Below are 23,028 nucleotides of genomic sequence, written 5' to 3'. Positions count from 1 at the left end.
GCCTTGCTTATGGAGGGATAAGGTCTCTCCAGTCCGCATGGAGCGAAAGGCCACGGTTTTGAGAGTAATAACGTCCGTACGGTCCGCATGGAACAAGAGTGAGCGAAAAGGGGACAATCACCTCCACCCGCCCGTGCGCATACGGACCCCAGCGCCGTTATTTCCAGAAACCAGCCTGTTCCCCCAAATCACACGTAGCACCAGTTGCTGCCCGCCACAACCAGATAAATATTCTCCCCGGGTGAACCCCGCGCCTAGAATCCGCATAAGATTTCCTTCCCTAATCCATCCTACAGAAGAACGGACATTGTGATGGAGGGGGAAGTATAATATGAAGCATTACGAATCTAGTCTGCGCACCAACAGTACGGTGGATCAGGCGCACGATGCGGTGACGAAGCTGCACAATGCTGTAACCCAGGCTTCGAGTCATCCGATCGGGCAGATGATGGATCAGGCAGAGAACAGCCTGGAGTACGCTGAAGAAGCTGTGCTCCATGCCCCGGAAGGCTCGGTCGGCAGACAAGGGGTAGGACTGGTCCAAGAGAGGCTGGAGGAAGAGAAGCGCAGATTGTCTTCGCTGGATGGGCAGGTAGGCGAGTCACAGGATCAAAGCCTGAACCAGGCTATGGTGAACAGGCATTCCCGGAGTTGATCCGGGGTGCCTGTTTGCTGTTGATGGTGCCCGAGGGGCGAATGGGGGACTTGTGCAATCATTTGCTGTGAAATAGGTTATAAGGTAATGACGAGACCATTCAGGGGAGGTACATACCTATGCCAGAAGCGGACAACACCGGTTCATGGAGTCCTCCGGAGACACCGGAGATGCTGTATGCCGCGCTTAAGGAGATTACCAGGTGGGAGAAAGAGCAGAATAGGCTGATGATCTGGGACCGGATAACCCGGCTGCCGTTCAAGCTGCTTGATGCAATTACGCCAAAGATTATCCACGATAAGGTAGGCCGGCTGCTCGATGAACTGGGCGGCTACATCCAGAACGGCGGTAACTATCTGGTGGCCGGGCGCAAGGTGGGCAAGCTGATGGAAGAGACAAGCCGGGCGGCGGGCGCTCCCTCTACTGGGCCGTTCCCGCTGGCTGTCATGGATGCAGCGGCACTGAAGCTCGCGGAGCGGAGCCGGAATACGGCTACGGCCCAGGGGGCGACTACGGGCTTCGGCGGGATTTTCACACTGGCTGCCGATATTCCGGCTGTCCTGGGCCTCTCCTTGAAGGCGATCCAGGAGATCGGCTTGTGTTATGGCTACGATCCGACCGATAAGGCAGAGCGGATCTTCACCGTGAAGGTGATGCAGTTCGCCTCCTCCGATGTGGTCGGAAAGCGTACGCTGCTGAAGGAGCTGAATCTGCAGGCGGGCGGGGACGGTAATATTCTGGCCGCAACCAAAGAGACCGTATCAAGGATTCAGGGCTGGAAGGAGGTAGTGACTGTATACCGTGACAATTGGGGTTGGAAAAAACTGCTCCAGACCGTTCCTGTCGCTGGTATGTTCTTCGGCGCTTACCTCAACAGGAAGACGTTGGAGGAGGTCACGGAGGCTGCAAGGATGCTCTACCGCAAAAGACGGATTATCTCCAGACTGGCAGAGCTGGAGCAGAGATGATACGCTGAGGGAACTGTAGCAGGCAATGCTTGGATAGGAGAGAGAAGATGAAACACACAGCTCCACAGCATAACACTCAGGAGTTGATCGGGCAGGCGGAGTCTTTCATTACGGCCTGCTATCAGGAACTGGGGTTAACAGAGGATGAACGGGACCTGCGTCTGGCGGACATACGCGAAGAGTTGCAGCGCACAGGTACATACAGGCATACGGGAGAAGAACTGGCGCACGGGGCAAGGATGGCCTGGCGTCATAACAGCCGCTGCATCGGAAGACTGTTCTGGCATTCCTTAGATGTGATTGACGCCCGCGGAGCAGAGACGGTAGAGGAGGTCGCGGAGGCGCTGCTGCATCATATGAAGCATGCGAATAACGGCGGCCGTATCCGGCCGGTCATTACCGTCTTCCGCAGTGAAGAGGAGCAAGGCCGTGCTATTCGGATCTGGAATCATCAGTTGATCCGCTATGCCGGTTATCCCGGGGACGGTGAGCATCCGCGTGCCGGTGATCCGGCTTCGGATGAATTCACCGCCGTCTGCCTCAAGCTGGGCTGGCAGGGCACGGGCGGTGATTTCGACATTCTGCCGCTCGTAATCAGCATCGGCGGGGAGGAACCCCGCTGCTTCCCTATCCCGGCAGGACTTGTACAGGAGGTGCCGCTCAGCCACCCGGAGATCCCGCAATTCACGGAGCTGGGCCTGCGCTGGTATTCCGTTCCGATTGTCTCGGACATGTGCCTGGAGATCGGCGGCATCCGTTACCCGGCAGCGCCATTCAATGGCTGGTACATGGAGACGGAGATCGGCTCGCGGAATTTCGGTGATACGGACCGTTACAACCGCCTGCCTGCGGTGGCTGATCTTCTGGGCCTGGACCGCTCCACGAATACCTCGCTGTGGAAGGACCGGGCACTGCTGGAGCTGAACCGCGCAGTACTCCATTCCTTCAAGCAGGCCGGGGTCAGTATTGTGGATCATCATACAGCGGCAGACCAGTTCGTCCGCTTCCAGGAACAGGAGCAGCAGCAGGGTCGGGAAGTTTCAGGCAAGTGGGGCTGGCTGATTCCGCCGATGTCGCCTTCCTCTACACCGATCTGGAATGACAACAAGCTGCGCGATTTGCAGCTAAGCCCGCGCTTCGTCTACCGGAAGAAGGAGGCTGATTCTCAGCAGCATGGCGCTGAGGCTGCAGAAGTGAAGGGCTGTGCTTTTCATCAGTCTATGAAGAGTGATTGATCAATAGCTGCCGGGTTTGCGCATCCTGAGGTGAAGGTGAGCACCTTCCTGGCTAATTCGATGCTGTGCAATATGGCGCTTACGCTAGGCATGCCGGAATTGAAGCCGAAGCGCAAGTAACCTATGAGCCAATTTGCGCAAGATAGAAATAGTCACGTTACCCATTCTGTGATACTATTTATTTCTATATCCAATGAGGAAGTGAAGCTTAATGATCAGCATTACCATTCCGTCACCGGAAGTTATTATTTACAAGCAAGCTAACCCTGAGCTGAGCCATATTTACGGATTCACCGATTTCCACCTGATTACCCGCGAAGCCGGCGGCATCTTCATGTTCTACAATGATCAGGACGAGCTATTGTTTGTGGGCAAGGCCCGCAAGCTAAGACCGCGGATCAAGAAGCATTTCGAGGATAATGTATCCGTGATGAAGCCCCACCGCGATGAGGTTACCCGCATCGAAGTCTGCCTCGTCGAAGATCCGGTGGACAGAGAGATTTATGAGACCTACATCGTGAACAAGCTTCGCGCGAAGTACAATGTCGAGAAGGTTCTGTATAAATAAGGTTTGATGGAAAAGGCGTGGTCCCTGCGGACTGCGCTTTTTATTTTTCCTGCTTCAAGCACCCAACTCCGCAGCGTTTTCCTCTTGTTTTAATAAACGAAATTTGAGACAATAAGGTATTGTTGCTGCTAATGTCCCTGTCAAGGTAGAATAGATAGATTGAACTTTAATGTTTTGAAAAGAGGATATGAAATGAATAAAGAATCCATTTATGGATTGACTTTGGAGCAATTGACGGCATGGCTGCTGGAGCATGGCCACAAGAAATCCCGGGCCGCTGCTGTCTGGGAATGGCTGTACCGCAAGCGGATCACCAGCTTCGCCGAGATGGACGGAATGAATCAGGAATGCATAGAGCTGCTGGAAGAGCATTATGTGTTTCAGACGATGGAAGAGCATGTCAAGCAGGAATCGGCCGACGGTACGGTGAAGTTCCTCTTCCGCCTCCAGGACGGCAACCTGATTGAGACAGTGATGATGCGGCAGAAGTACGGCTTGTCCGTATGTGTCACCACTCAGGTCGGCTGTAATATCGGGTGCAGCTTCTGTGCAAGCGGGCTGCTGGCGAAGAGCCGGGACCTGACCAGCGGCGAGATCGTGGAGCAGATTATGAAGGTCCAGCATTATCTGGATCAGGCTGGTCTGGGCCAGAAGGTCACCCATGTCGTGGTTATGGGGATCGGCGAGCCGTTCGATAACTTCCGGCATCTGCTGAACTTCCTGATTACCATCAAGGATCACAAGGGCCTGGCGATTGCCGGCAAAGGAATCACCGTATCCACCAGCGGTTTGGCGGACAAAATCAGAGAATTCGCCGACGCCAATATGCAGGTCAATCTGGCGATCTCGCTGCATGCCCCAAATAATGAGCTGCGGACACAGATTATGAAGATTAACCGGGCCATTCCTATAGAGAAGTTAATGCCGGCGATTGATTACTATCTGGAGAAGACGAACCGGAGAATCACGCTGGAGTATATCCTGCTGAAGGATATCAATGACCGCGAGGAGCATGCGCTGGAGCTGGCCGAGTTGATCGGAGACCGCCGCCAGCTGGCGAACGTCAACCTGATTCCGTATAATCCCGTGGACGAGCATAGCCAGTATCAGCGGAGCAGTCGGGAATCGGTGCGTGCCTTCTTCGATACGCTGAAGAAGCAGGGCGTCAGCGTCAGCACCCGGCTCGAGCAGGGCGTCGATATTGATGCGGCCTGCGGACAGCTGCGCAGCAAGCAGATCAAGAAGACCAAAGGCAAAGCCGCAGATACTGTGTTACAATAATCTGGCAGTGAATTGAGAAATGAGGAATGCAACTTGTTGACATTTACAAGCTACACCGTGGAGAACGTAAGAGATCCTTTTAATATCCTAAGCGGCAAGCGGTATGAGTTCGTCGTGAATATTGATGTGCCAGAGGATGATGAGCTGTACGTGGAGAACGGCGTGTCCGCCCGCGTGATTGTCAAAGTGGAAGAAGAGCAGACAAGCATTGTCAGCTACGATCTGCTGGAGACCTCGTCAGGCCAGCTGCTCGATTTCGATATGGAAGAAGATGAGGAAGCCGCGCTGCTTCAGTTCTGTTCGGAGCATGTTCCTGCATAGGACAGGGCGGCAACGGTCTTAAGAAAGAGGAACTGCTGATTTCAGCAGTTCCTTTTTTTGTGCAAATCTACAAATAGATTCGCGTTCAAGCCCCAGCTTCACTATCCCAGGCAGCCTTCCACATAATAATGAATCTGCTTGTTCCACCATGGCCAGTCATGGCTGACATCATGGCCCCAGTAGTCGATCCGGGCCGGAATGCCCTTCTGCCCCAGCACCTCCTGAAGCAGCCGGGTCTCATGAAGCATCTCATCCTCATACGCCCCTTGACCGACACAGACGATAATTGTGCTGTTGCGGTACTGGTTCAGATAATGCTCATCCGTCAGCCCCGGCAGGTAATGCAGCGGTGAATTGAGATAGACGTTCCCGCTCATATAGTCGCCGAAGAAGTAATAGGTGGAATAGACGCCGCTCAGGGCGATCAAGGTATCGAAATAGTGCGGATAACGGAAAAAGAAGCTGGCGCTGTAATAAGCACCCATCGAGCAGCCGGAGATCAGAATGCGCTGGTCGGTCCCGCCGTTGTTGTGCTTGCTCTCATGGAGGATGCCGGGAATCAGCTCATGCGCAATATATTTGTCATACTGTTCATGACGGTGTATCCGGTCCTCGTTGTTCCAGTGAGTGGAGAAGAAGGTCTCCTCGTCCAGACTGTCGCAGGCCCAGATTTGCAGCTTGCCCGCTTCAATGAAGGACGAAAGCGTATCGATCATGCCCGAATCCTCATATTGATAAAAGCGTCCAAGCGAGGTGGGGAAGACGAGCATCGGTTTGCCGGCGTGGCCGTAAATTTTATACTCCATGTCTCTGCCCAGGTTGTGGCTGTACTCCTTATGGTAGCTTATCCTCATCCGTTAACACATCCTATCCCTCTTCTTGTTGAATATAGCCTCTAATGTCTCTGACCTCCGAAAGCTCGGGTGAACGGAACTGATAAGCGCGGTTGCCCATTGCTCTGCTGAAGACCTCTTCAATCTCGTCATAATTGACGATCTTCCCTCCGAATGCATGGTAGATGTCCTCATGGCTGTGAGCGTAATGCTTATGATTCTTGCGGCTGGCATAGCCGGTATAATATTTTCCTTCGTATGGACCGCCGACCTCATTATGCACAACCATGCTGGCCCATTCCTTATACACATTGACATCATAGGCGAAGTTAATCGCATCAGTCATCCAGGCGCCGGGCGGTCGCATATTCACTTCCAGGGCAATGATCCGGCCATCCTTGTGCGATTTGAACAGCTCGATATGGAAGAACCGTTCCCGGATGTCAAAAGCCTGCAAAATGCTCCGCCCCGCCTCCTCGACCTCCGGACTGATCTCCCGCAGACAGAAGTAGTAGAGGTGATTGTCCGTATTGACGACATCCATCACACTGTTCTCGAACAGGTGGCTGACCGCGAAGCGTACATTCCCGTCCCTGTCTACCAGCCCGTCATAGGTGAGGATGACCCCGTCTATGAATTCCTCAATAATGAAGGCTACATCCTCCGGCTTCGTGTCAAAAAAGTGCTGGAGCTCCTCTTCGTTATTGATCTTATACGTGTTACTGGCCCCGGAGCCGAGATCGGGCTTCACCACCAGCGGGAAGCCGGCGCTCTGGATGAAGCTCTCGACGCTCTCACGCGTTGTGCCGGTGGAGAACTGGACGGTGCTTACCCCGCTTTTGCGGAAAAATTCCTTCATCTTGGACTTCTGCTTCAGGTTATGGACGAAATCCGACTTGGTGCCGTAGATGTTGAAGTCCGTACGGATCGCCGCATCCTGCTCCAGCCAGTATTCATTCAGCGACTCGAAGCGGTCAATCTTGCCGTACTTATGGGTGAAATAACCGACAGCCCGCAGAATCTCCTCGTAGCTCTCGAGGTTGCTTACCCTATAGTACTCGGTCAATGCCGATTTCAGCTTGTCCTCCAGCTGGTCATAGGCTGCATCGCCAATCCCAAGCACCGTGGCCCCCTGCTCCCGCAGGTGCGTACAGAATTCAGCGCTGTTCTTGGGGAAATGCGGGGAAAAGAAAATAAAGTTCATGCAGACCGGCCCCTTTGACTAAAATATAATCCCGAGTTATTTTGTATGATTAATTCAATCTACCAGCTTCGCCAGCATCCGTCAATCCTCTTGGTGCTATTTTTGCTGCAGGGTACGGTTGAGCCGGGCGAGCAGTCCGCTGAAGAGTTCGCAGTCCTCCGTGGACCAGTCCCCGAAGATCTCCCCGTAGCGCGCAAGCCGGATGTCCCGGGCCTCGGCGAAGGTCTGTGCACCAAGCGCAGTAAGCTGAAAATAGCTGGAGCGCCCATCCTGCGGATCAGGCACCCGTTCCACATAGTTCTTCGCCTCCAGGACACTTGTCTGCCTGCTGATGGTAGAGGTGTCGAGGCCGAATTGTTCGGCAAGCGCCTTAACGCCTACCTTGTCGTGTATCGACAGATGGTGGAGCAGGGTATACGAGGAGCGGTCCAGCCCGCCGTGCTTCTTATCCAGCGAGCCGAGGCGGATCAGCGTGATCAGCTCCTGGTTCAGGGCTTCGAGGTGCTTATCCTTCTGTTCATCAGCCATAGTTAGATTCCGTCCTTTACCGGTTACTTTGTCATATGTCTCCCTAGTATAAGTGATAACACCGGCCTTATGCTAAGGGAACCGGATATTGCCGCCTTATTTTGAAAGAATCATGAAACAAGTCAAGTTGACTTTCAAACATATAGTTGTATAATACACATATATTAAATTAATTGTATCATACACCTATATTGGGGTGAACCGCAAAATAGAGGAGAGAGCGCCCTTGAGCAGTCCGGCGGCAAAACATTCATCATTCTGGCTGATTATTCTGGCCATCTTTTTCGGCAATTTCATGGCTATTCTCAGTACAACCACCATTAACGTAGCGTTCCCGGTCTTCCTGAAGGACTTCCACGCCGGGATCAGCACCGTACAGTGGATGATTACCGGCTATCTGCTGACTACTGGCGTCATTGCACCTGTGGTGGGTTATTTCGGGGATAAATGGAGCTATAAGGTTCTCTACGTATTCGCCCTGTCGGGCTTCACCTTGTTCTCGGCACTGTGTACGGTGGCCTGGAATATTCATTCACTGATTACCTTCCGCATTATCCAGGGAATATTCGGCGGCCTGATCATCCCTACCACCATGACGATGATTTATCAGTTTATCGACAAAGAAAAGCAGGCCTTCGCCATGAGTCTCTGGAGCCTGTCCTCGATGCTGGCGCCTGCCTTCGGCCCGACACTCGGCGGCTGGCTGACCGGATATTTCGGCTGGAAATCGCTGTTCATAATCAATCTGCCGATTGGCCTGATTGCCATTGGCGTAGCTCTCAAGTGCCTGCCCTTCCAGCGGCAGAACACCGGGAGCAGAAGCTTTGATCTGCCGGGCTTCGTCACAGTCATTCTAAGCAGCGCCTTCATTATTCTGGCGTTCAATAAAGGGGGCGCCTGGGGCTGGACGTCATGGAATACCCTGACCTTGCTGCTGGTTGGGGCGGCGGCCTTAACGTATTTCATCCGCAGGGAGCTGTCGATCCAGGAGCCGCTGCTGAATCTGAAGGTATTCCGGCAGAGCCGGTTCACCTACAGCCTGATCATCAACTGTATTATTACCGTTGCGTTATACTCGGGGACCTTCCTGATCCCGGTCTTCCTGCAGGATATCCAGCAGTCTACCCCGCTGAAGACCGCGCTGGTGCTATTGCCGGGCTCCATCGTGATGGCTGTACTGTCACCGGTGGTCGGCAAGCTGTACTCCCGGATCGGACCGTTCTGGCTGATCCTGGGCGGCATTCTGCTGCTGAGCGCCTCAACCTGGGTGCTTGCCCACATTACGCTGGCCGTGACCCATACCCGTGTCGCGGTGCTTATGACAGTGCGCAATGTCGGCATTGCGCTGGCCTTCATGCCGGTGACCAACGCCGGAATGTCGGCGGTGCCAAGGGCCATCACCGGCCACGCCTCCTCCGTGACCAACTGGGTCCGCCAGGCTACAGGTGCCTTGTCCATTGCCGTATTCAGCTCGCTGCTCGCTTCCAGATCGCTGGCCCATCAGCAGGAGCTGGCGGATGGGCCAGCCCGGGCAGCCGGTTCTCTGCTGAAGGCGCAGGGGATGACGATGGGCGTGCAGGATATTTTCCTGATCGCTACGGCAGTGGGGCTGCTGGCTATTCCGCTGACCTTCCTCCTGAGAGGCGGCAACGGCAAGCCTGCAGCAGCCCCTGCTCCACAGGCGGAGGCTTGAAGCCGGGACTCTGCCCTAAATACTCCTTTATCATGCGTTATAGCGCTTTCTCTTCGCATGTTGGGCGATTATGAGTTAGAATACTATAAAGTGAGCAAATAATAGGAGTTGTATACATGTCTAATAATGACGAAGTATTTTTGACCAAAGAAGGCTTGGCCAAGCTGGAGGAAGAGCTGAGGGAACTGAAGGGAGCAGGGCGCAAGGAGCTTGCAGCCCGGCTTAAGCTGGCGATCAGCTACGGCGATCTGAAGGAGAACAGCGAATACCACTCCGCCAAGGAGGATCAATCCTTCATGGAGACCCGCATTATGATTCTCGAGAAGATGCTGATTAAGGCGCAGATCGTGGATGCCAGCAATATGGATCTGAGTACAGTCAGCGTAGGCTGCATCGTTATCCTCAACGATGTGGAGTACTCGGAGAAGATCGAATATAGAGTGGTTGGCCCGGCGGAAGCCGATGTGCTGGACAACAAGATTTCCTACGAGAGCCCGCTCGGCAAAGAGCTGATCGGCAAAAAGGTAGGCGATATCATCAGCGTCAATGCCCCGATGGGGATCATCAAATACGAGCTGCTTGAGATCAAAATGCTGTAAAATGAAGACCTAGCCGGAATCCCGTGGCCCTTAATTTAAGGGTGCGGGATTTTTTTTATGTTTTGGGGTCCCCGCAAAGTACCTGAGTCAACACCTACGCTAAAGCTCCACTTTGTGGGGTTATTTTGTCTGCACGGGGCGGGGGTCATAGGCAATTGCTATCAAGGATATTGCTTCCTTGTCTTAGACGCTCCCTGCCGGGAGGGTTATATTAGAAAATAACTACTGCATAGAGGAGTCCTGGCTTGTGATTCAGACTGTACTCACGACACTTGTTGAGGTCATCGTACCGCTGTCCATTCCGGTGGCCGCCGGAGCGCTGCTTGGACGGTATAAGCAGCTCGATACGAAGCCTCTGCTGACGCTGTATCTGTATTTTCTCAGTCCGGCTATTATTCTGGACACGCTGGCTACGGCGGATATCTCCTTCGATGATGTCTATAAGACACTGGCCTTCTCGCTCATGAACCTGTTTCTGCTGTGGGGTGTGGCGACCCTAATCGGTAAAATGCTGAAGCTGGCTCCGCCGGAGGCCGCCGGTCTTACGCTCATCTCCACCTTCACGAACAGCGTCAATTACGGCCTGCCGCTGGTGCTGCTGGCCTTCGGCCAGCTGGGCCTGGACAAGGCATCGGTCTATGTCATCGCCCAGATGGTGATCGTGAATACGATCGGTGTGTATTTTGCCGCCCGGTCACAGTTCTCCGTGCGCAGCGCGTTGAAGTCAGTCTTCTCGCTGCCGGCCATCTACGCCGCCATCCTGGCGCTGCTGCTGCGGGCGCTGGGCCTGCATATGCCGCATGAGCTGGCCTCAGGCGTTGCGATGGCCGCCGGAGCATATTCGCCGGTAGTACTGGCGATCCTCGGCGCGCAGATGGTCAAGGTCCAGGCAGCACATACGGAGCGCAATGTGCAGCTGGCCTTCTGGACGGGGCTGACCGTCCGGCTGGTGCTGGCTCCGCTTCTGGCTGCGCTGGTGCTGCTCGCCCTGAACATCACAGGCACCCTGTTCTCAGTGCTGCTGATACTGGCCTCCATGCCGGTGGCAGTCAATTCCGTCGTCCTGGCCGAACGCTTCGGCAGCTCGCCTGCGCTGGTCTCACGCTGTATCGTCTGGACGACGCTGGCCTCCTTCCTGGTCCTGCCGGTGTTGATTGCGGCGGTGGGGGGATAGGGGGGCGCAACGAATGTATGCGAAAAACTGAATAGAGGGGCAATAGTGCCCCCCTGGAAGTAATTATTAAGACACAGGCACTTCACTCATCAGTGCATGTACATTTTGATCGGGGTCCTGAAAGAACGTCATCCAGGTTGCGGTTTGACCCATCTCAGCCACTTTATGCGGCTTGTCCAGGAAATGTACATTCCGCCCGACTAAGGTTTCGTACGATGCGTGTATATTGTCAACTTGGAAATAGAACACCGAGCTGGGATGATCGAACCGCGGGTCTTCAGCAATACTCAAGACCATCTGAAGTCCGTTACACTCCAGGAAAGTCATGTTTGGGATCTGAAATAACAGGTTTAGGCCTAGGGTATCTTGATAGAATCGGGTGGCAGCCTCCATGTCATGTACCCGAATGGATATTTGCCCAATGCCTTTGATTTGAAATTCTGAATTCATGTGAATATCGCTCCCTTGTTATATTGTATGTTCCACGCAGTAAATGTAACATGTGCGGATGAAGCGTTACTTTTCCAAAATCACTTTTTTCTAAACATCCGGGGTGAGTATCCCATTCTTTGTTTAAAAACCTTATTGAAGGAAGAGACATTGTCGAAGCCAACACTTAGGCTAATCTCGGTTACACTGCTTTCCGTTTGAGCAAGGAGACGCTGTGCTTCAAGTATCCTTTTTTCGAGGATGAACTGGTGTGGCGTTCTTTTGAAAAAGTGGCGGAAGTTGCGGATCAGATGGTTTTTAGAAAGACAAGCGACTCTTGAAACTTCTTCAAGCGACACGTTTTGGTTGTAATAAGCATGTAAGTACTCGTATGCTAGTGTCAACCGCCGAAAGAGTTCTTCTCTAGTGGCTGGCCGCATACCTGGCAATGTATTAATTTCTTGAGAAATCTTCTGGTGGACGTTAAGCATTGCTTGAATTAGACATTGATATTGTTCATCGACCCAGAGATTCTCGCTACCGAGTGCAGGTAAGGAATTCTTGAAGTTCTCGAGAAGTGGAGTTATCAGATGACTATTGCGGTATGACTTGGTGTGAAATTGCAACGGGTGCTTAGATTCTGAGAATGGATCGTCCAAAGACTTCTCTATTCCTAAATGAACGGCTCTATGAAGAACCTCTTCAGCAAAGCCAGTCTTGAAAAATACACAAAAAGAGTCGACTTCGGTTTCTGACTCAATGGCTATAGCGTACTGCTCCCCTTCATTTAACAGGAGGTAGCCCTCTCGCTCAACAGCATAATGGCCGAGTCTTGTTTTGTAATAGGCCCGGCCATTCCGAAATGTCTTGATCGAAAGGGGGCCGGTGCCTTCCCAATGATGAGTTGTACTTCGCGCTTGCAGAACGAAGTTCCGCTGGAACAAAGGGAATCTGGAGGTTCCCATCTATAGAGTTCAGCCCCTTCCACAGTTGGTCCATTCCATTCTACAATAGTCCACAGCAATAACAAAGAAGCTCCCTCTTCATGATCTGAAGGGGGAGCTTCTTGTATACAGTGAGGCTGCTTCATGCTGAACAATAGGGCGAAGCCTCAATCCGGCTGGCCTTCAGCGACCTGGATGGTGAAGATGAAGGTAGCTCCGCCCACTAGACCCGGCTTGGCATAGATCGTTCCGCCCATGAGGTCGACCAGCATTTTGCAGATGGACAGCCCGAGCCCGGTTCCGCCGAACTTGCGGTTGATGGTGGCTCCGATCTGGGTGAACGGCTGGAACAGATAGTTCATCTTATCCGCTGGAATGCCAATGCCGGTATCTTCAATAATGAATTCCAGCTCCAGCAGCTTATCCATAGCCTGCCGGAGATGGACATGCACTTTGACGCCGCCGGTGATCGTGAACTTGATGGCATTGCCGATCAGGTTATTCAGTACCTGGCGCAGACGGTTGGGGTCACCGATAAGCAGGGCAGGAATGTCAGAATCAATAGAGGTCTCCAGGGTCAGGTTGCGTTCTTTCGCCAGAGCCCTGAACAGATCGACCGTTTCTTTGATGCAGGAGTGAAGATTGAAGAGCTCGTAATCCAGCTCCATTTTACCGGATTCGATCTTGGTGAAGTCCAGGATGTGCGTAATGACAGAGACAAGCGCGTGACCGCTGGTATGAATGATTTCGGCCATCTCCTGGTCGTCAGCAGACAGCTCGGAGGAACGAAGCACATCCGACATGGCAATAATCCCGTTCAGCGGGGTGCGGATCTCATGGCTCATCATGGCAAGGAAACCGCTCTTGATCCGCAACGCCAACTCGGCCGTCTCCTTCAGCTCGGTCAGGATGCCGTTGGCCTTCTCCAGCTCCTGCGTTTTGAGCTGCAGCTCCTTGCGGGTCTGGTAGAGACGGACGAAGCCGTCAATCTTGCTTTTTAACACGGTCGGATGGAACGGCTTGGTCAGATAGTCAATGGCCCCGGCCGAGTAAGCCAACATATAGTTCTCCAGCTCCGAGGTCAGCGAGGTTAAGAAAATAATAGGGATATCCCGTGACTTCTGACGCATCTTAATCCGTTTCGCCGTTTCAAATCCGTTCATGCCAGGCATGAGCACATCCATAATGATCAGGGCGAATTCCTGTTCCAGCAGACATTTCAGAGCATCCAGGCCCGAGAGGGCTTGAACCAGCCGGTAGGGTGAATCGGCCAGCAATGCCTGAATGGACAGGAACTCGTCTGCCCGGTCATCTACAACCAAAATATTAATCGGATACTCCATGCTGCCTCCTATTGAATCAACCATAATTTCAGCACTCTCACCAGCTGTGTGGTATTAATCGGTTTGGATATATAATCGCTCGCCCCAGCTTCGAGGCATTTGACCCGGTCTTCCTCCAAGGCGCGGGCGGTCAGCGCAATAATGACGATCTGATCATAGTCTGGGTTTAGCCGGATATGCTTCATCGTCTCGTAACCATCCATCTCCGGCATCATAATATCCATGAATATCAGCTCTACGCCCGGGTGGGTCTCCAGATGCTCCAGGGCTTCTCTGCCATTCTGGGCAAAGCTGATCTCCATATTATAACCTTCCAGCACACTGGATAACGCAAAAATATTACGCATATCATCATCCACAAGCAGAATGCTTTTCCCGGCAAAAGCGGACTCCGGATTATGCAGGTTCTCGATCAGGCGCTGCTTATCCAAAGGCAGGTCTGCATGCTTGCGGTGGAGGTAGAGGGCCGTATCGTCATAGAGACGTTCCATTGAACGCACGTTCTTGATCACAATACTCTCGGCGTAGTGCTTAAGGCGCTGCTCATCTGTCTTGCTGAGATCCTTGCCTGTATAAATAATCACCGGCAGGGTCTGCAGCTTGCGGTTGGTCTTGACCTGCTCCAGCAGGTCGAAGCCGGAAATATCCGAGAGACCCAGGTCCAGCACCATACAGTCAAAATGATGGCTGGCCAGATGCTCCATCGCTTCTCTTCCGGTGCCCACAGCAATAATGTTCACATCGGGATGGGCGATGAATTCGACAAGACTGCCGCGCAGAACCTTGTTGTCTTCGACAATCAGCAGACTCTTCACCGGACGGCGGATATAAGTCTCAATCTGGAGAAAGGCTGCTTCCAGCTCTGCATAATCATTCGGCTTCTTCCAGAAGGATAAAGCCCCCATCGACAGGCTCTGCTGGTTCTCCTCGGCTGTTGAAATCACATGCACAGGGATATGCCGCAGCTCCGGCCGGCTCTTCAGGCGGCTGATAATGGACCAGCCGTCCAGAACGGGAAGATGCAGATCCAGCAGGATTGCATCAGGCTTGTAGGCATGGGCCAGGGCAAGCCCCTGATCGCCCTGGAAGGCGACGATAGCCTTGAAGCCCCGGCTGCGCGCCAGCTCCAGCAGCCGGGCGGCGAATTCGGCGTCCTCCTCGATAATCAGCAGGGTAATATCCCCGCTTAGCAAATTGCTGCGGTCATCATCCATTTCCGCATATTGCAGCAGCTTCGGATTGGAGATAGAAATGTCGGGCACGAAGGACTCGCGGAAGGCCGGATTCTCGCGGCGGATAGGCTCGGAAGCCGGAATCTCCGGAGAGGCTGCTGCTGAATAGGCTGCGGCAGCAAGGGTCTGGGCATCCTCACCCGGTTCTACAGCGGGAATAATCAGGGAGAAGGTGCTGCCCTTGCCTTCCAAGGAATCAACCTCAATTCTTCCGCCCAGCAGGGTAGCCAGCTCCCGGCAGATCGTGAGGCCGAGACCGGTGCCGCCGTATTTGCGGCTGGTGGTGCCGTCTGCCTGCTGGAACGCTTCGAAGATGCTCTCCAGCTTGGAAGCGGCTATGCCAATACCGGTGTCGCTGACGGCGAAGATGACCTCTTCGCCGCTGGTACGGATCGACAGGGAGACGGAGCCTTGCTCCGGTGTGAATTTGATGGCGTTGGATAACAGATTATTCAAGACCTGCTGCAATCTGTGACCGTCGGTCATCAGATAATCCTGCAGCCGGTTGTCGGAATGGACATCGAACCGCAGGTTCTTCTTCTTGGCCTGCTGTTCGAAGTGGCGGAAGACATGATTGCTGAGATCCTGTGGGGAGACCGGCTCGATGACAGGGGTCATTTTGCCGACCTCCAGCTTCGCCAGATCGAGAATCTCATCGATCAGCTGCAGGAGATCCTTGCCTGCCGAGAAGATCGTATGAACGTATTCCAGCTGCTTCGCTTCCAGATTGCCGTCCTTGTTCTCGGCAAGAATCTGCGAGAGGATCAGCAGGCTGTTCAGCGGGGTGCGCAGCTCATGGGAGACATTGGCCAGGAATTCCGATTTGTACTGCGCGGCCATGAAGATCTCCTGCGCCTGTGCCTGGATCTCCTCCTTCTGCTTCTCAGTAAGCTCGACTTGAAGCAGCAGCTGATCATGGGAGGCAGCCAGCTCCTCCTTCTGGATCAGCAGTTCATCGGCCTGGGTTTGCAATGTATCGGTCTGGGCCTGAAGCTCCTCCGTCTGAGACTGAAGCTCTTCTGTCTGGGCCTGAAGCTGCTCCTTCTGCTCCAGCAATTCACTCGTCTGTGCCTGGAGCTCCCCGGCCTGATCTGCGATCTCGGACTTTTGCATTTCCGTGATTTGAAGCTGCTTCTGCATATCGCGGTTTGCCGCAGAGATCTCGTCGGCCTGGGCCTTGATCTCCATGGTTTGCCGGCGGGAAATCTCCATCTGATTCTGCAATTCCAGGTTGGAGGCATGCAGCTCTTCCGTCTGCTGCCGCAGTTCCTCCGTCTGGGCTTCAATCTCGTCCTTCTGGGCCTCTGTGAGCTTCATTTGTGTCTGAAGCTGTTCATTGGAGGTCAGCAGGCTCTCGGACTGCGCCTCCAGTTCAGTCTTCTGGTCCTGTAACTGGTCGGTCTGCAGGCGCAGCTCCTCTGTCTGGGCCATCAGCTCTTCGGTCTGAGCTTCCAGCTCCTGGGTCTGGGCGGTCAGTTCTTCCGTCTGGGCTTCCAGTTCTTCCTTCTGCAGCTGAGTCTCACTCAGCAGATCTTCGATCCGGGCGACATCCGCCAGTGTATTAATCAGCACGCCCATATTCTGTGCGGTGCGTTCAATCAGCTGCATCTCCTTGGAGCTGAACGGGCGTAGTGCCGCCAGCTCCATGACAGCAACAATTTCCTGCTCATGCTTAATAGGAACTATAATCAGTGAGGCAGGCGCAGCCTCCCCCAGACCGGAACGGACCTTGATATAATGCTCTGGAAGATCCTGCAGAACAATCATCTGCCCATCGAGTGCGCATTGTCCGACCAGGCCGCTGCCCAGCGGTATGGATTCCTGTTGCCCTGCGGCATCATCGAAGGCATAGCCGGCTGCGAAGTTCAGCTGGCCCCCCTGCTTAAGATAGATAGCCCCGTAGCTTCCGCCTACAGCGGTAGCGAGCCTGCCGATGAACACACGCGAGGCCGTCTTCAGCTGGACAGAGCCTTGAAGCAGCAGCGCCATCTCAGACACCTGCGTATTAATCCAGGCCTGTTCTTCGGCTCTAAGCCGCAGTTCGCGCTCATCGGCGGTTCTATGGTGAAGGTCAGCCGCCAGCCCGAAAAAGGAAGCGGCCAGCTGCCCGAATTCATCCGTCTGAACAGCAGCCGCAGCATCAGGGTTGAAAATGCCTGCTGCGATATCCTCTGAGATCTCCGTGATCCGGCCTAGACCGCGATCTATATTCCGCTGAATACTGTAAAGAAGGCTGATGCTAACCAGAATGCCGCCTGCGCCTAATCCTGCTGCAAGCAGGCGCGAGCCGCCCTCCATAAAGAGGAAAGATATAGTAATCATACTGCCTAACAGCAGTATAGTAGCTGAAGTTGCTAACCAAACCTGTTGTTTTATTCTCATTGTTCGCCGCCTTTGTTCAGTTAGAATGTTTAGCTATATAATTATAGCTTTTATGGAGCTTCAGTGATATAGAAGACATGAAGAAAACACCTTAAACCTAAAATTTACAAGGCTTCCTGGAGGCGGGCCCGCTTTTGCAGGAGGTTTCATGAAAACTTTGAAATCACCGCAATTTACTTAAAATTTTGCTTGTAAGCAGCGGGTAGAGCGTGTAAGATAACAGACATGCTTCATAATAGATTTCTTATAACAGATTTCATATAACTCATATAATCTTGGGAATATGGCCCATAAGTTTCTACCGGATAGCCACTGTAATTATCCGACTATGAGTGAAATAGCGCATCTAGGGTTCCGTTTCTTGTGCTGCGGCACGGGAAAGACTGGTCCAAGCGATGCGGACACGTATATGTGTTACACCACCAAGGGACAAAAACCCAGAAGGACAGATTCACTTGAGAGAAACACTCAGGGAATCTGTCCTTTTTATTTTATCTGTCTTTTTTATTTCTAAGGAGGAAGATCCGCTGTAATGAAAGTATTGGAAGAACGCATTAGACAAGAGGGCTTAATTCTATCGGAGACTGTACTGAAAGTGGACTCATTTCTGAACCATCAGGTAGACACGGCGCTTGCGCTTGCGATCGGGAAGGAATTTGCAGCGGTCTTCGGGGACCGGCAGATCACCAAGGTGCTGACTGTGGAGGCCAGCGGCATCCAGTTCGCCATGGCGGCGGGAATTGCGCTGGGCGTGCCGTTCATCTATGCCAAGAAGAAGAAGGCAGTCACCTTGTCCGAAGCGGTGTATTCGGCACCGGTTCATTCCTTCACCCGTCAAGAGGACTACCAGATCAGCATCTCACAGAAATATCTCGGGCCGGACGATACCGTCTTGATCGTTGACGATTTCCTGGCTACCGGCGCGGCGCTTGTAGGGCTATGCGATATCGTAGCAGAGTCCGGGGCGCAGTTGGCCGGGGTCGGCTGTGTCATTGAGAAGAGCTTCCAGGAGGGACGCGGTCTGCTGGAGCAGCGCGGAGTTCCGGTGTATTCCCTGGCACGGATTGCTTCCATGTCGCCGGGTGAGATTCATTTCATAGATAATGAAGGATTAATCAAGGAGCGTGCAGGATGTTAAGCAAACAGAAGATACTTGCCCTAGGGCTTCAGCATGTACTGGCGATGTATGCCGGAGCGGTCATTGTACCGCTGGTTGTCGGGGGAGCACTCAATTTGAACGGTACGCAGATGGCGTATCTGATAGCAGCGGATCTGTTCACCTGCGGGCTGGCGACCCTGCTGCAGATTATGGGCAGCAAATATTTCGGGAGCGGGCTGCCGGTGGTGCTCGGCTGTACCTTCACGGCGGTCAGCCCGATTATCGCCATCGCTTCAGGCTCCAATCTGGCGACAGCTTACGGCGCGATCATTATCTCCGGGTTGTTCGTGGTGCTGGCAGCCCCGGTGTACGGGAAGCTGCTGAAGTTCTTCCCGACCGTGGTCACCGGCTCGGTAGTCACAATTATCGGGCTGTCGCTGATTCCTGTTGCGATGAATAATGTGGCCGGCGGCCAGGGAAGCGCCGACTTCGGGCAGCCCCGCAATCTGCTGCTGGCTCTGATTACTCTGCTCGTTATTCTGGCCGTGAACCGGCTGACTACAGGGTTTCTGCGTTCCATATCGGTGCTGGTAGGACTTGTAGTGGGTACAGTAATCGGCTACGCCATGGGCATCGTGCATTTCTCTACCGTGACTACAGCCTCCTGGGTCAGCGTTGCACAGCCGTTCTACTTCGGCTGGCCGCAGTTCAGCATCACCGCAATCTTCACAATGATTATCGTGAATATCGTGTCTATGGTCGAATCGACCGGGGTCTACTTTGCCGTTGGTAAGGCGACGGACCAGCAGGTGGAGCAGAAGCAGATCGTGAACGGCCTGCGTTCCGAGGGACTGGCCATCATGCTGGGCGGCCTGTTCAATGCCTTCCCGTACACCGCATTCTCTCAGAATGTCGGCTTGCTGTCGCTGACGCGGGTAAAGACGCGGAATGTTATTTTTGCAGCAGGCGGAATTATGGTCGTACTCGGGCTGCTGCCTAAGCTGGCTGCACTGACTACAGTGGTGCCGAATGCGGTGCTGGGCGGGGCGATGATTGTCATGTTCGGCTCGGTCGCTGCTTCCGGCATGTCGATTCTGTCCGATGTGGATCTGCGCAAGGACGGCAATCTGCTGATCGCTGCCTGCAGCATCGCGGTGGGCCTCGGCTCTGCAGTGCTTCCGTCCATGTTCGACCAGCTGCCGGAATTCGCTCGGATGCTGCTGCAGAACGGAATCGTATCCGGGTCGCTGACAGCGATCATTCTCAATATCTTCTTGTCGAAGACCCAGGAGAGTGCGGTTCCTGCCGCAGCCGCTCCGGAAACGAAGTAAAATATTCCATCCACGTAGCTCTAATAAGATGAACAGCCGATTCCGAAATAAATGGAACTCGGCTTTTTTTGCTTCAGATGAACGGAGTCTGTTGTATAATTTATACAATGACAACTAGAAGGGACTGGCAGAGGACATGAGAAAGTATTGGCTGAGCATTCTCGGCAGTCTGGTGCTGGTGTTGATCGTTCCGCTGCTCTCGGTCCTCCAGACACATCAGATTAAGGGAGACAGGCCGCAGGCGGTGCAGGGTGTGATTGACCTTCGCTCCTGGGACGCCCGCCACGACGGGATTATGAAGCTGGATGGAGAGTGGGAGCTGTACCGGGATGTGCTGCTGTCGCCTGAGGATTTCCATCCGGTGAACGCTGGTAAGGAGGTCCCCGCCGCCTCTACGATGATTCAGGTCCCGGGGAAGTGGAACGACGATATCTCTGAACAGGGCGGGCGCAGAGCCAAAGGCTATGCTACATACCGCCTCCAGGCGAAGATTACCCCAGGGGAAGCCATGGTCTACGGCCTGCGCACCAGCAACATCCGCAGTGCCGGCAAGGTCTATCTGAACGGGCAGGAGATTGGAAGCAGCGGAACCCCGGCAGCCTCGGCCTCTGAGGGCAGACAGAATAACATGCCTTTTATGGGATTCGCCTCGGTAACCGGGGATACCATGGAGATTATTGTGCAGGTAGCTAACTACAGCTACTCCTCAGGCGGGATCGTTCAGCCGATTGTGATCGGTAATCAGGCCGCTATTTTGAAGCACAGGGAATTTGCCCTGTTTGTAGACGGGGCTGCACTGATCGGATTCTTCGTGCTAGCCCTCTTCCTGCTGATGTTCTCCAAGGTAAGGGAGAGCCGGGGGGTCACATTGTATCTGGGCTTGTTCTGCATAGCGGCCTTTGTCTACATTTTTACGCATGGTGAAAAGCTTATCCTGGCGGCGCTGCCCGGCTTCCCTTACGAGATTATACTCAAGCTGCAACTTGCGTCCTCTACACTGGTCTATTATTATCTCCTGCACTATGTCGCCAATTCAGTGAACTACCCGATGTCCATTGGGATGATTAAGGCCTCCAGGCTGGTTACGGCATTCCTGCTGCTGATTGCTGCCTTCGTCCCGGCCTATCTGTTCAGCTATCTGGAGGTTCTGCTGCTGACTTGGGGCTCCGTAAGCCTGGGCTTCGTGCTCTACTCCATGGTCCAGGGCACCCGGCGAAATCCGAAGAATATGTTCCTGATGATGGTCAGTATCGAGAGCCTGAGCGTGGTCATTATCTATTATCTGGTCAGCTTCATGGGCATGACCTTCAGCTATTTCATCATCTCCTACGAGATACTCCTGTTCGGGTTCGTGCAGGCGATCCTTATGACCCGGCAATACGCAGCTTCCTTCCGCGAAGTGGAACAGCTCTCACGCCGCCTTTTGTCGCTTGACGGCTTGAAGGATGACTTCATCTCCGATACCTCGCAGGAGCTGCGGAGGCCGCTGCAGGGGATTGTCAACATGGCCAAGGTGCTGGCTCAGGGGACGGCCGGCTCCATCAGCACTGCCCAGCAGGATCAGCTGCTGACGATTGTCTCCACGGGCAAGCGGCTTACAGCCCTGATCCATGATATGTCGGACTTCGCGAAGCTGAATCACGGCTCGCTCTTCCTGCGCCGGCAGGCCGTCGATCTCCGCATGGCAGCTTCCTCCATTATGGCGGTCACCCGTCAGGTCTACGGCAACAGCCAGCTGGAATTCCGGCTGAGTCTGCCGGAACAGCTTCCGCTGCTGGAGACGGATGAGCAGCGGTTCGCTCAGATTCTGCATAATTTACTCGCGAGTGCAGTGAATTATACGCCCAGAGGCGTGATAACACTGTCTGCTGAGGTTAAAGAAGAGTATGTTGCCATCATCATAACAGACACTGGCCAGGGCATCGCGCCTGAGCGTCTGCGTACGATCTTCGATGCCAATGATCCAAGCGGTCCTGCCGCCAGTAAGGTCTACCGCGAGAACGGGCTTGGCCTCAGCATTACCCAGAGGCTGGTAGAACTGACGGGCGGGGAGATTGAGGTACATTCCGAACTGGGGCACGGCTCCGTCTTCTGCTTCACCCAGCCGATCCTGCAGAGGAGCAATGCACTGCTGGAGGAGGAATTCGGAGAGCTTCACGGCTGGGAGACGGCGCCTTCGTACCCGCTTCCCGGAGAAGAACCTGTGCAACTGCCGTCTGAAGACTGCTGCTCCATTCTGGTAGTGGATAATGATCCCGTTAACCTCCGCGTGCTGGTAGGCGTATTGCAGCTGGATAACCATTCTGTGATTACCGCCAGCAGCGGCGCGGAGGCGATCCAGATCATCCAGCAGCATCCTGAGCTTGATCTGGTGATTGCCGACTGGGTAATGCCGGAAATGCCCGGGCTTCTGTTATGCAAGGCCATCCGTGAACGGTTCACCTTGTCCGAGCTGCCGATTCTGGTGCTGATGGCGAGCAGCCGTCCTGATGATATCCTCGCAGCCTTCGAGGCCGGAGCGAATGATTATCTGAGCAAGCCGGTGGAGGTGCGCGAATTCAAGGCACGGATGCAGACCCTGCTGGATATGCGCAAGTCGATCCGTGTATCTGTCCAGTCGGAGATTGCCTTCCTGCAGGCACAGATTAAGCCGCATTTCTTATATAATGCGCTGAACGCCATTATCTCGGTCTGTCCGGAGGACCCGGACAAGGCCACGGAGCTGCTGCTGGACCTCAGCCAATACCTGCGGAGCAGCTTCGACTTCCAGAACCGGGGACAGACGGTTTCTATGGAGAAGGAGCTGGGACTGGTCAAATCCTATCTTGCGCTGGAGCAGGCGAGGTTCGATGAACGGCTGAACATCGAGTTCGATGTGCCGGAAGATGTGATGGCGATGGTTCCGCCGCTGAGCATCCAGCCGATTGTGGAGAATGCCGTTAATCATGGCCTGATGCAGAAAGAGGCCGGAGGGACGGTACGGCTGACAGTTGAGCTGCTGCCCGGCTGCCTCAAGGTAGCAGTCACGGATGACGGTGTAGGAATGACCCCGGAGAAGATTGCGGAGGTCCTCTCGGAAGAGCGGACAGAGGGGGGCATAGGGCTGCGCAATATTCAGCACCGTCTGCTCAAGATGTACGGAGCAGGCCTGAATATCGACAGTGTACCGGGAAGGGGAACCGCTATATCATATACCATCCCCACCTAAA

At 53.9% G+C, this 23,028-nt stretch carries 19 protein-coding genes and 1 riboswitch; of the genes, 12 read left to right on the top strand and 7 right to left on the bottom strand.

Annotated elements, in window-relative coordinates:
- Positions 1–331 precede the first annotated feature (331 nt).
- The 6 genes from NYE26_RS29720 (at position 332) to NYE26_RS29695 (ending at position 5,028) form a co-directional block, all read left to right on the top strand.
- Entirely contained in the window at positions 332–655 is a 324-nt protein-coding gene (locus NYE26_RS29720; RefSeq protein ID WP_339252200.1) for a hypothetical protein, read from the top strand.
- 119 nt (positions 656–774) lie between these two features.
- Complete coding sequence (locus NYE26_RS29715) at positions 775–1,623, top strand: EcsC family protein (protein ID WP_339252198.1); 849 nt, start codon at positions 775–777, stop codon at positions 1,621–1,623.
- Between the two features lie 47 nt (positions 1,624–1,670).
- Complete coding sequence (locus tag NYE26_RS29710; RefSeq protein WP_339252196.1) at positions 1,671–2,858, top strand: nitric oxide synthase oxygenase; 1,188 nt, start codon at positions 1,671–1,673, stop codon at positions 2,856–2,858.
- A gap of 211 nt (positions 2,859–3,069) precedes the next feature.
- Complete coding sequence (locus NYE26_RS29705; RefSeq protein WP_036722768.1) at positions 3,070–3,426, top strand: nucleotide excision repair endonuclease; 357 nt, start codon at positions 3,070–3,072, stop codon at positions 3,424–3,426.
- A gap of 192 nt (positions 3,427–3,618) precedes the next feature.
- Positions 3,619–4,707 carry a 23S rRNA (adenine(2503)-C(2))-methyltransferase RlmN gene (gene rlmN, locus NYE26_RS29700; RefSeq protein WP_036722765.1) on the top strand — a complete coding sequence of 363 codons (1,089 nt, stop codon included), beginning with the start codon at positions 3,619–3,621 and terminating at the stop codon, positions 4,705–4,707.
- 33 nt (positions 4,708–4,740) lie between these two features.
- Entirely contained in the window at positions 4,741–5,028 is a 288-nt protein-coding gene (locus tag NYE26_RS29695) for a DUF6509 family protein (protein WP_076081434.1), read from the top strand.
- Between the two features lie 101 nt (positions 5,029–5,129).
- Here the strand turns inward: NYE26_RS29695 and NYE26_RS29690 are convergent, their stop codons facing one another.
- From NYE26_RS29690 to NYE26_RS29680, 3 genes are all read right to left on the bottom strand, one after another.
- The gene (locus NYE26_RS29690; protein WP_339252193.1) at positions 5,130–5,882 is read right to left on the bottom strand and encodes an alpha/beta hydrolase-fold protein; all 753 of its coding nucleotides are present in this window, start codon (positions 5,880–5,882) and stop codon (positions 5,130–5,132) included.
- 13 nt (positions 5,883–5,895) lie between these two features.
- On the bottom strand, positions 5,896–7,065 hold the full coding sequence (locus tag NYE26_RS29685; protein WP_036722758.1) for an ATP-grasp domain-containing protein: 1,170 nt from the start codon (positions 7,063–7,065) through the stop codon (positions 5,896–5,898).
- A gap of 96 nt (positions 7,066–7,161) precedes the next feature.
- Positions 7,162–7,593, bottom strand: coding sequence for a MarR family transcriptional regulator (locus NYE26_RS29680; RefSeq protein WP_339252190.1), 432 nt, complete (start codon positions 7,591–7,593; stop codon positions 7,162–7,164).
- Between the two features lie 226 nt (positions 7,594–7,819).
- Here NYE26_RS29680 and NYE26_RS29675 point away from each other — a divergent pair, with 226 nt between their 5' ends.
- The 3 genes from NYE26_RS29675 to NYE26_RS29665 all read left to right on the top strand — a co-directional run bounded on the left by NYE26_RS29675 (position 7,820) and on the right by NYE26_RS29665 (position 11,059).
- Complete coding sequence (locus tag NYE26_RS29675; protein WP_339252188.1) at positions 7,820–9,286, top strand: MDR family MFS transporter; 1,467 nt, start codon at positions 7,820–7,822, stop codon at positions 9,284–9,286.
- 116 nt (positions 9,287–9,402) lie between these two features.
- Positions 9,403–9,885, top strand: coding sequence for a transcription elongation factor GreA (gene greA, locus NYE26_RS29670; RefSeq protein WP_036691918.1), 483 nt, complete (start codon positions 9,403–9,405; stop codon positions 9,883–9,885).
- Positions 9,886–10,132: 247 nt separating this feature from the next.
- Positions 10,133–11,059: an AEC family transporter gene (locus NYE26_RS29665; RefSeq protein WP_339252186.1), complete on the top strand. Its 927-nt coding sequence runs from the start codon at positions 10,133–10,135 to the stop codon at positions 11,057–11,059.
- 66 nt (positions 11,060–11,125) lie between these two features.
- Here the strand turns inward: NYE26_RS29665 and NYE26_RS29660 are convergent, their stop codons facing one another.
- The 4 genes from NYE26_RS29660 to NYE26_RS29645 form a co-directional block, all read right to left on the bottom strand.
- Positions 11,126–11,509, bottom strand: a complete 384-nt coding sequence (locus NYE26_RS29660; protein ID WP_209868718.1) for a VOC family protein — start codon at positions 11,507–11,509, stop codon at positions 11,126–11,128.
- Positions 11,510–11,589: 80 nt separating this feature from the next.
- Complete coding sequence (locus NYE26_RS29655) at positions 11,590–12,453, bottom strand: AraC family transcriptional regulator (RefSeq protein WP_339252183.1); 864 nt, start codon at positions 12,451–12,453, stop codon at positions 11,590–11,592.
- Positions 12,454–12,599: 146 nt separating this feature from the next.
- A complete protein-coding gene (locus NYE26_RS29650; protein WP_339252181.1) occupies positions 12,600–13,775 on the bottom strand; it encodes an ATP-binding protein in 1,176 nt (391 codons plus the stop codon).
- Between the two features lie 8 nt (positions 13,776–13,783).
- Positions 13,784–17,329 (bottom strand): response regulator, encoded by a 3,546-nt coding sequence (locus tag NYE26_RS29645; RefSeq protein ID WP_339252179.1) that lies wholly within the window; start codon positions 17,327–17,329, stop codon positions 13,784–13,786.
- A gap of 305 nt (positions 17,330–17,634) precedes the next feature.
- A riboswitch (purine riboswitch) is annotated at positions 17,635–17,738 on the top strand.
- A gap of 183 nt (positions 17,739–17,921) precedes the next feature.
- Here NYE26_RS29645 and NYE26_RS29640 point away from each other — a divergent pair.
- The 3 genes from NYE26_RS29640 (at position 17,922) to NYE26_RS29630 (ending at position 23,027) form a co-directional block, all read left to right on the top strand.
- Positions 17,922–18,527, top strand: a complete 606-nt coding sequence (locus NYE26_RS29640; RefSeq protein ID WP_209868713.1) for a xanthine phosphoribosyltransferase — start codon at positions 17,922–17,924, stop codon at positions 18,525–18,527.
- Complete coding sequence (locus tag NYE26_RS29635; RefSeq protein ID WP_339252177.1) at positions 18,521–19,819, top strand: nucleobase:cation symporter-2 family protein; 1,299 nt, start codon at positions 18,521–18,523, stop codon at positions 19,817–19,819. Before NYE26_RS29640 ends, NYE26_RS29635 begins: the two co-directional genes overlap by 7 nt.
- Before the next feature lie 136 nt (positions 19,820–19,955).
- Positions 19,956–23,027: an ATP-binding protein gene (locus NYE26_RS29630; protein ID WP_339252175.1), complete on the top strand. Its 3,072-nt coding sequence runs from the start codon at positions 19,956–19,958 to the stop codon at positions 23,025–23,027.
- Position 23,028 lies beyond the last annotated feature (1 nt).

The sequence above is a fragment of the Paenibacillus sp. FSL P2-0136 genome, from assembly GCF_037975325.1.
Lineage (GTDB): Bacteria > Bacillota > Bacilli > Paenibacillales > Paenibacillaceae > Paenibacillus_AQ > Paenibacillus_AQ silagei.
This window is presented reverse-complemented; position numbering and strand designations above follow the sequence as displayed.

What these genes read in the sequence shown, in the direction of transcription:
- NYE26_RS29720 (WP_339252200.1), top strand. Translation starts at nt 332, where the DNA reads ATGAAGCATTACGAATCTAGTCTGCGCACCAACAGTACGGTGGATCAG.
- NYE26_RS29715 (WP_339252198.1), top strand. Translation starts at nt 775, where the DNA reads ATGCCAGAAGCGGACAACACCGGTTCATGGAGTCCTCCGGAGACACCG.
- NYE26_RS29710 (WP_339252196.1), top strand. Translation starts at nt 1,671, where the DNA reads ATGAAACACACAGCTCCACAGCATAACACTCAGGAGTTGATCGGGCAG.
- NYE26_RS29705 (WP_036722768.1), top strand. Translation starts at nt 3,070, where the DNA reads ATGATCAGCATTACCATTCCGTCACCGGAAGTTATTATTTACAAGCAA.
- rlmN (WP_036722765.1), top strand. Translation starts at nt 3,619, where the DNA reads ATGAATAAAGAATCCATTTATGGATTGACTTTGGAGCAATTGACGGCA.
- NYE26_RS29690 (WP_339252193.1), bottom strand. Translation starts at nt 5,882, where the DNA reads ATGAGGATAAGCTACCATAAGGAGTACAGCCACAACCTGGGCAGAGAC.
- NYE26_RS29685 (WP_036722758.1), bottom strand. Translation starts at nt 7,065, where the DNA reads ATGAACTTTATTTTCTTTTCCCCGCATTTCCCCAAGAACAGCGCTGAA.
- NYE26_RS29680 (WP_339252190.1), bottom strand. Translation starts at nt 7,593, where the DNA reads ATGGCTGATGAACAGAAGGATAAGCACCTCGAAGCCCTGAACCAGGAG.
- greA (WP_036691918.1), top strand. Translation starts at nt 9,403, where the DNA reads ATGTCTAATAATGACGAAGTATTTTTGACCAAAGAAGGCTTGGCCAAG.
- NYE26_RS29660 (WP_209868718.1), bottom strand. Translation starts at nt 11,509, where the DNA reads ATGAATTCAGAATTTCAAATCAAAGGCATTGGGCAAATATCCATTCGG.
- NYE26_RS29655 (WP_339252183.1), bottom strand. Translation starts at nt 12,453, where the DNA reads ATGGGAACCTCCAGATTCCCTTTGTTCCAGCGGAACTTCGTTCTGCAA.
- NYE26_RS29650 (WP_339252181.1), bottom strand. Translation starts at nt 13,775, where the DNA reads ATGGAGTATCCGATTAATATTTTGGTTGTAGATGACCGGGCAGACGAG.
- NYE26_RS29645 (WP_339252179.1), bottom strand. Translation starts at nt 17,329, where the DNA reads ATGATTACTATATCTTTCCTCTTTATGGAGGGCGGCTCGCGCCTGCTT.
- NYE26_RS29640 (WP_209868713.1), top strand. Translation starts at nt 17,922, where the DNA reads ATGAAAGTATTGGAAGAACGCATTAGACAAGAGGGCTTAATTCTATCG.
- NYE26_RS29635 (WP_339252177.1), top strand. Translation starts at nt 18,521, where the DNA reads ATGTTAAGCAAACAGAAGATACTTGCCCTAGGGCTTCAGCATGTACTG.
- NYE26_RS29630 (WP_339252175.1), top strand. Translation starts at nt 19,956, where the DNA reads ATGAGAAAGTATTGGCTGAGCATTCTCGGCAGTCTGGTGCTGGTGTTG.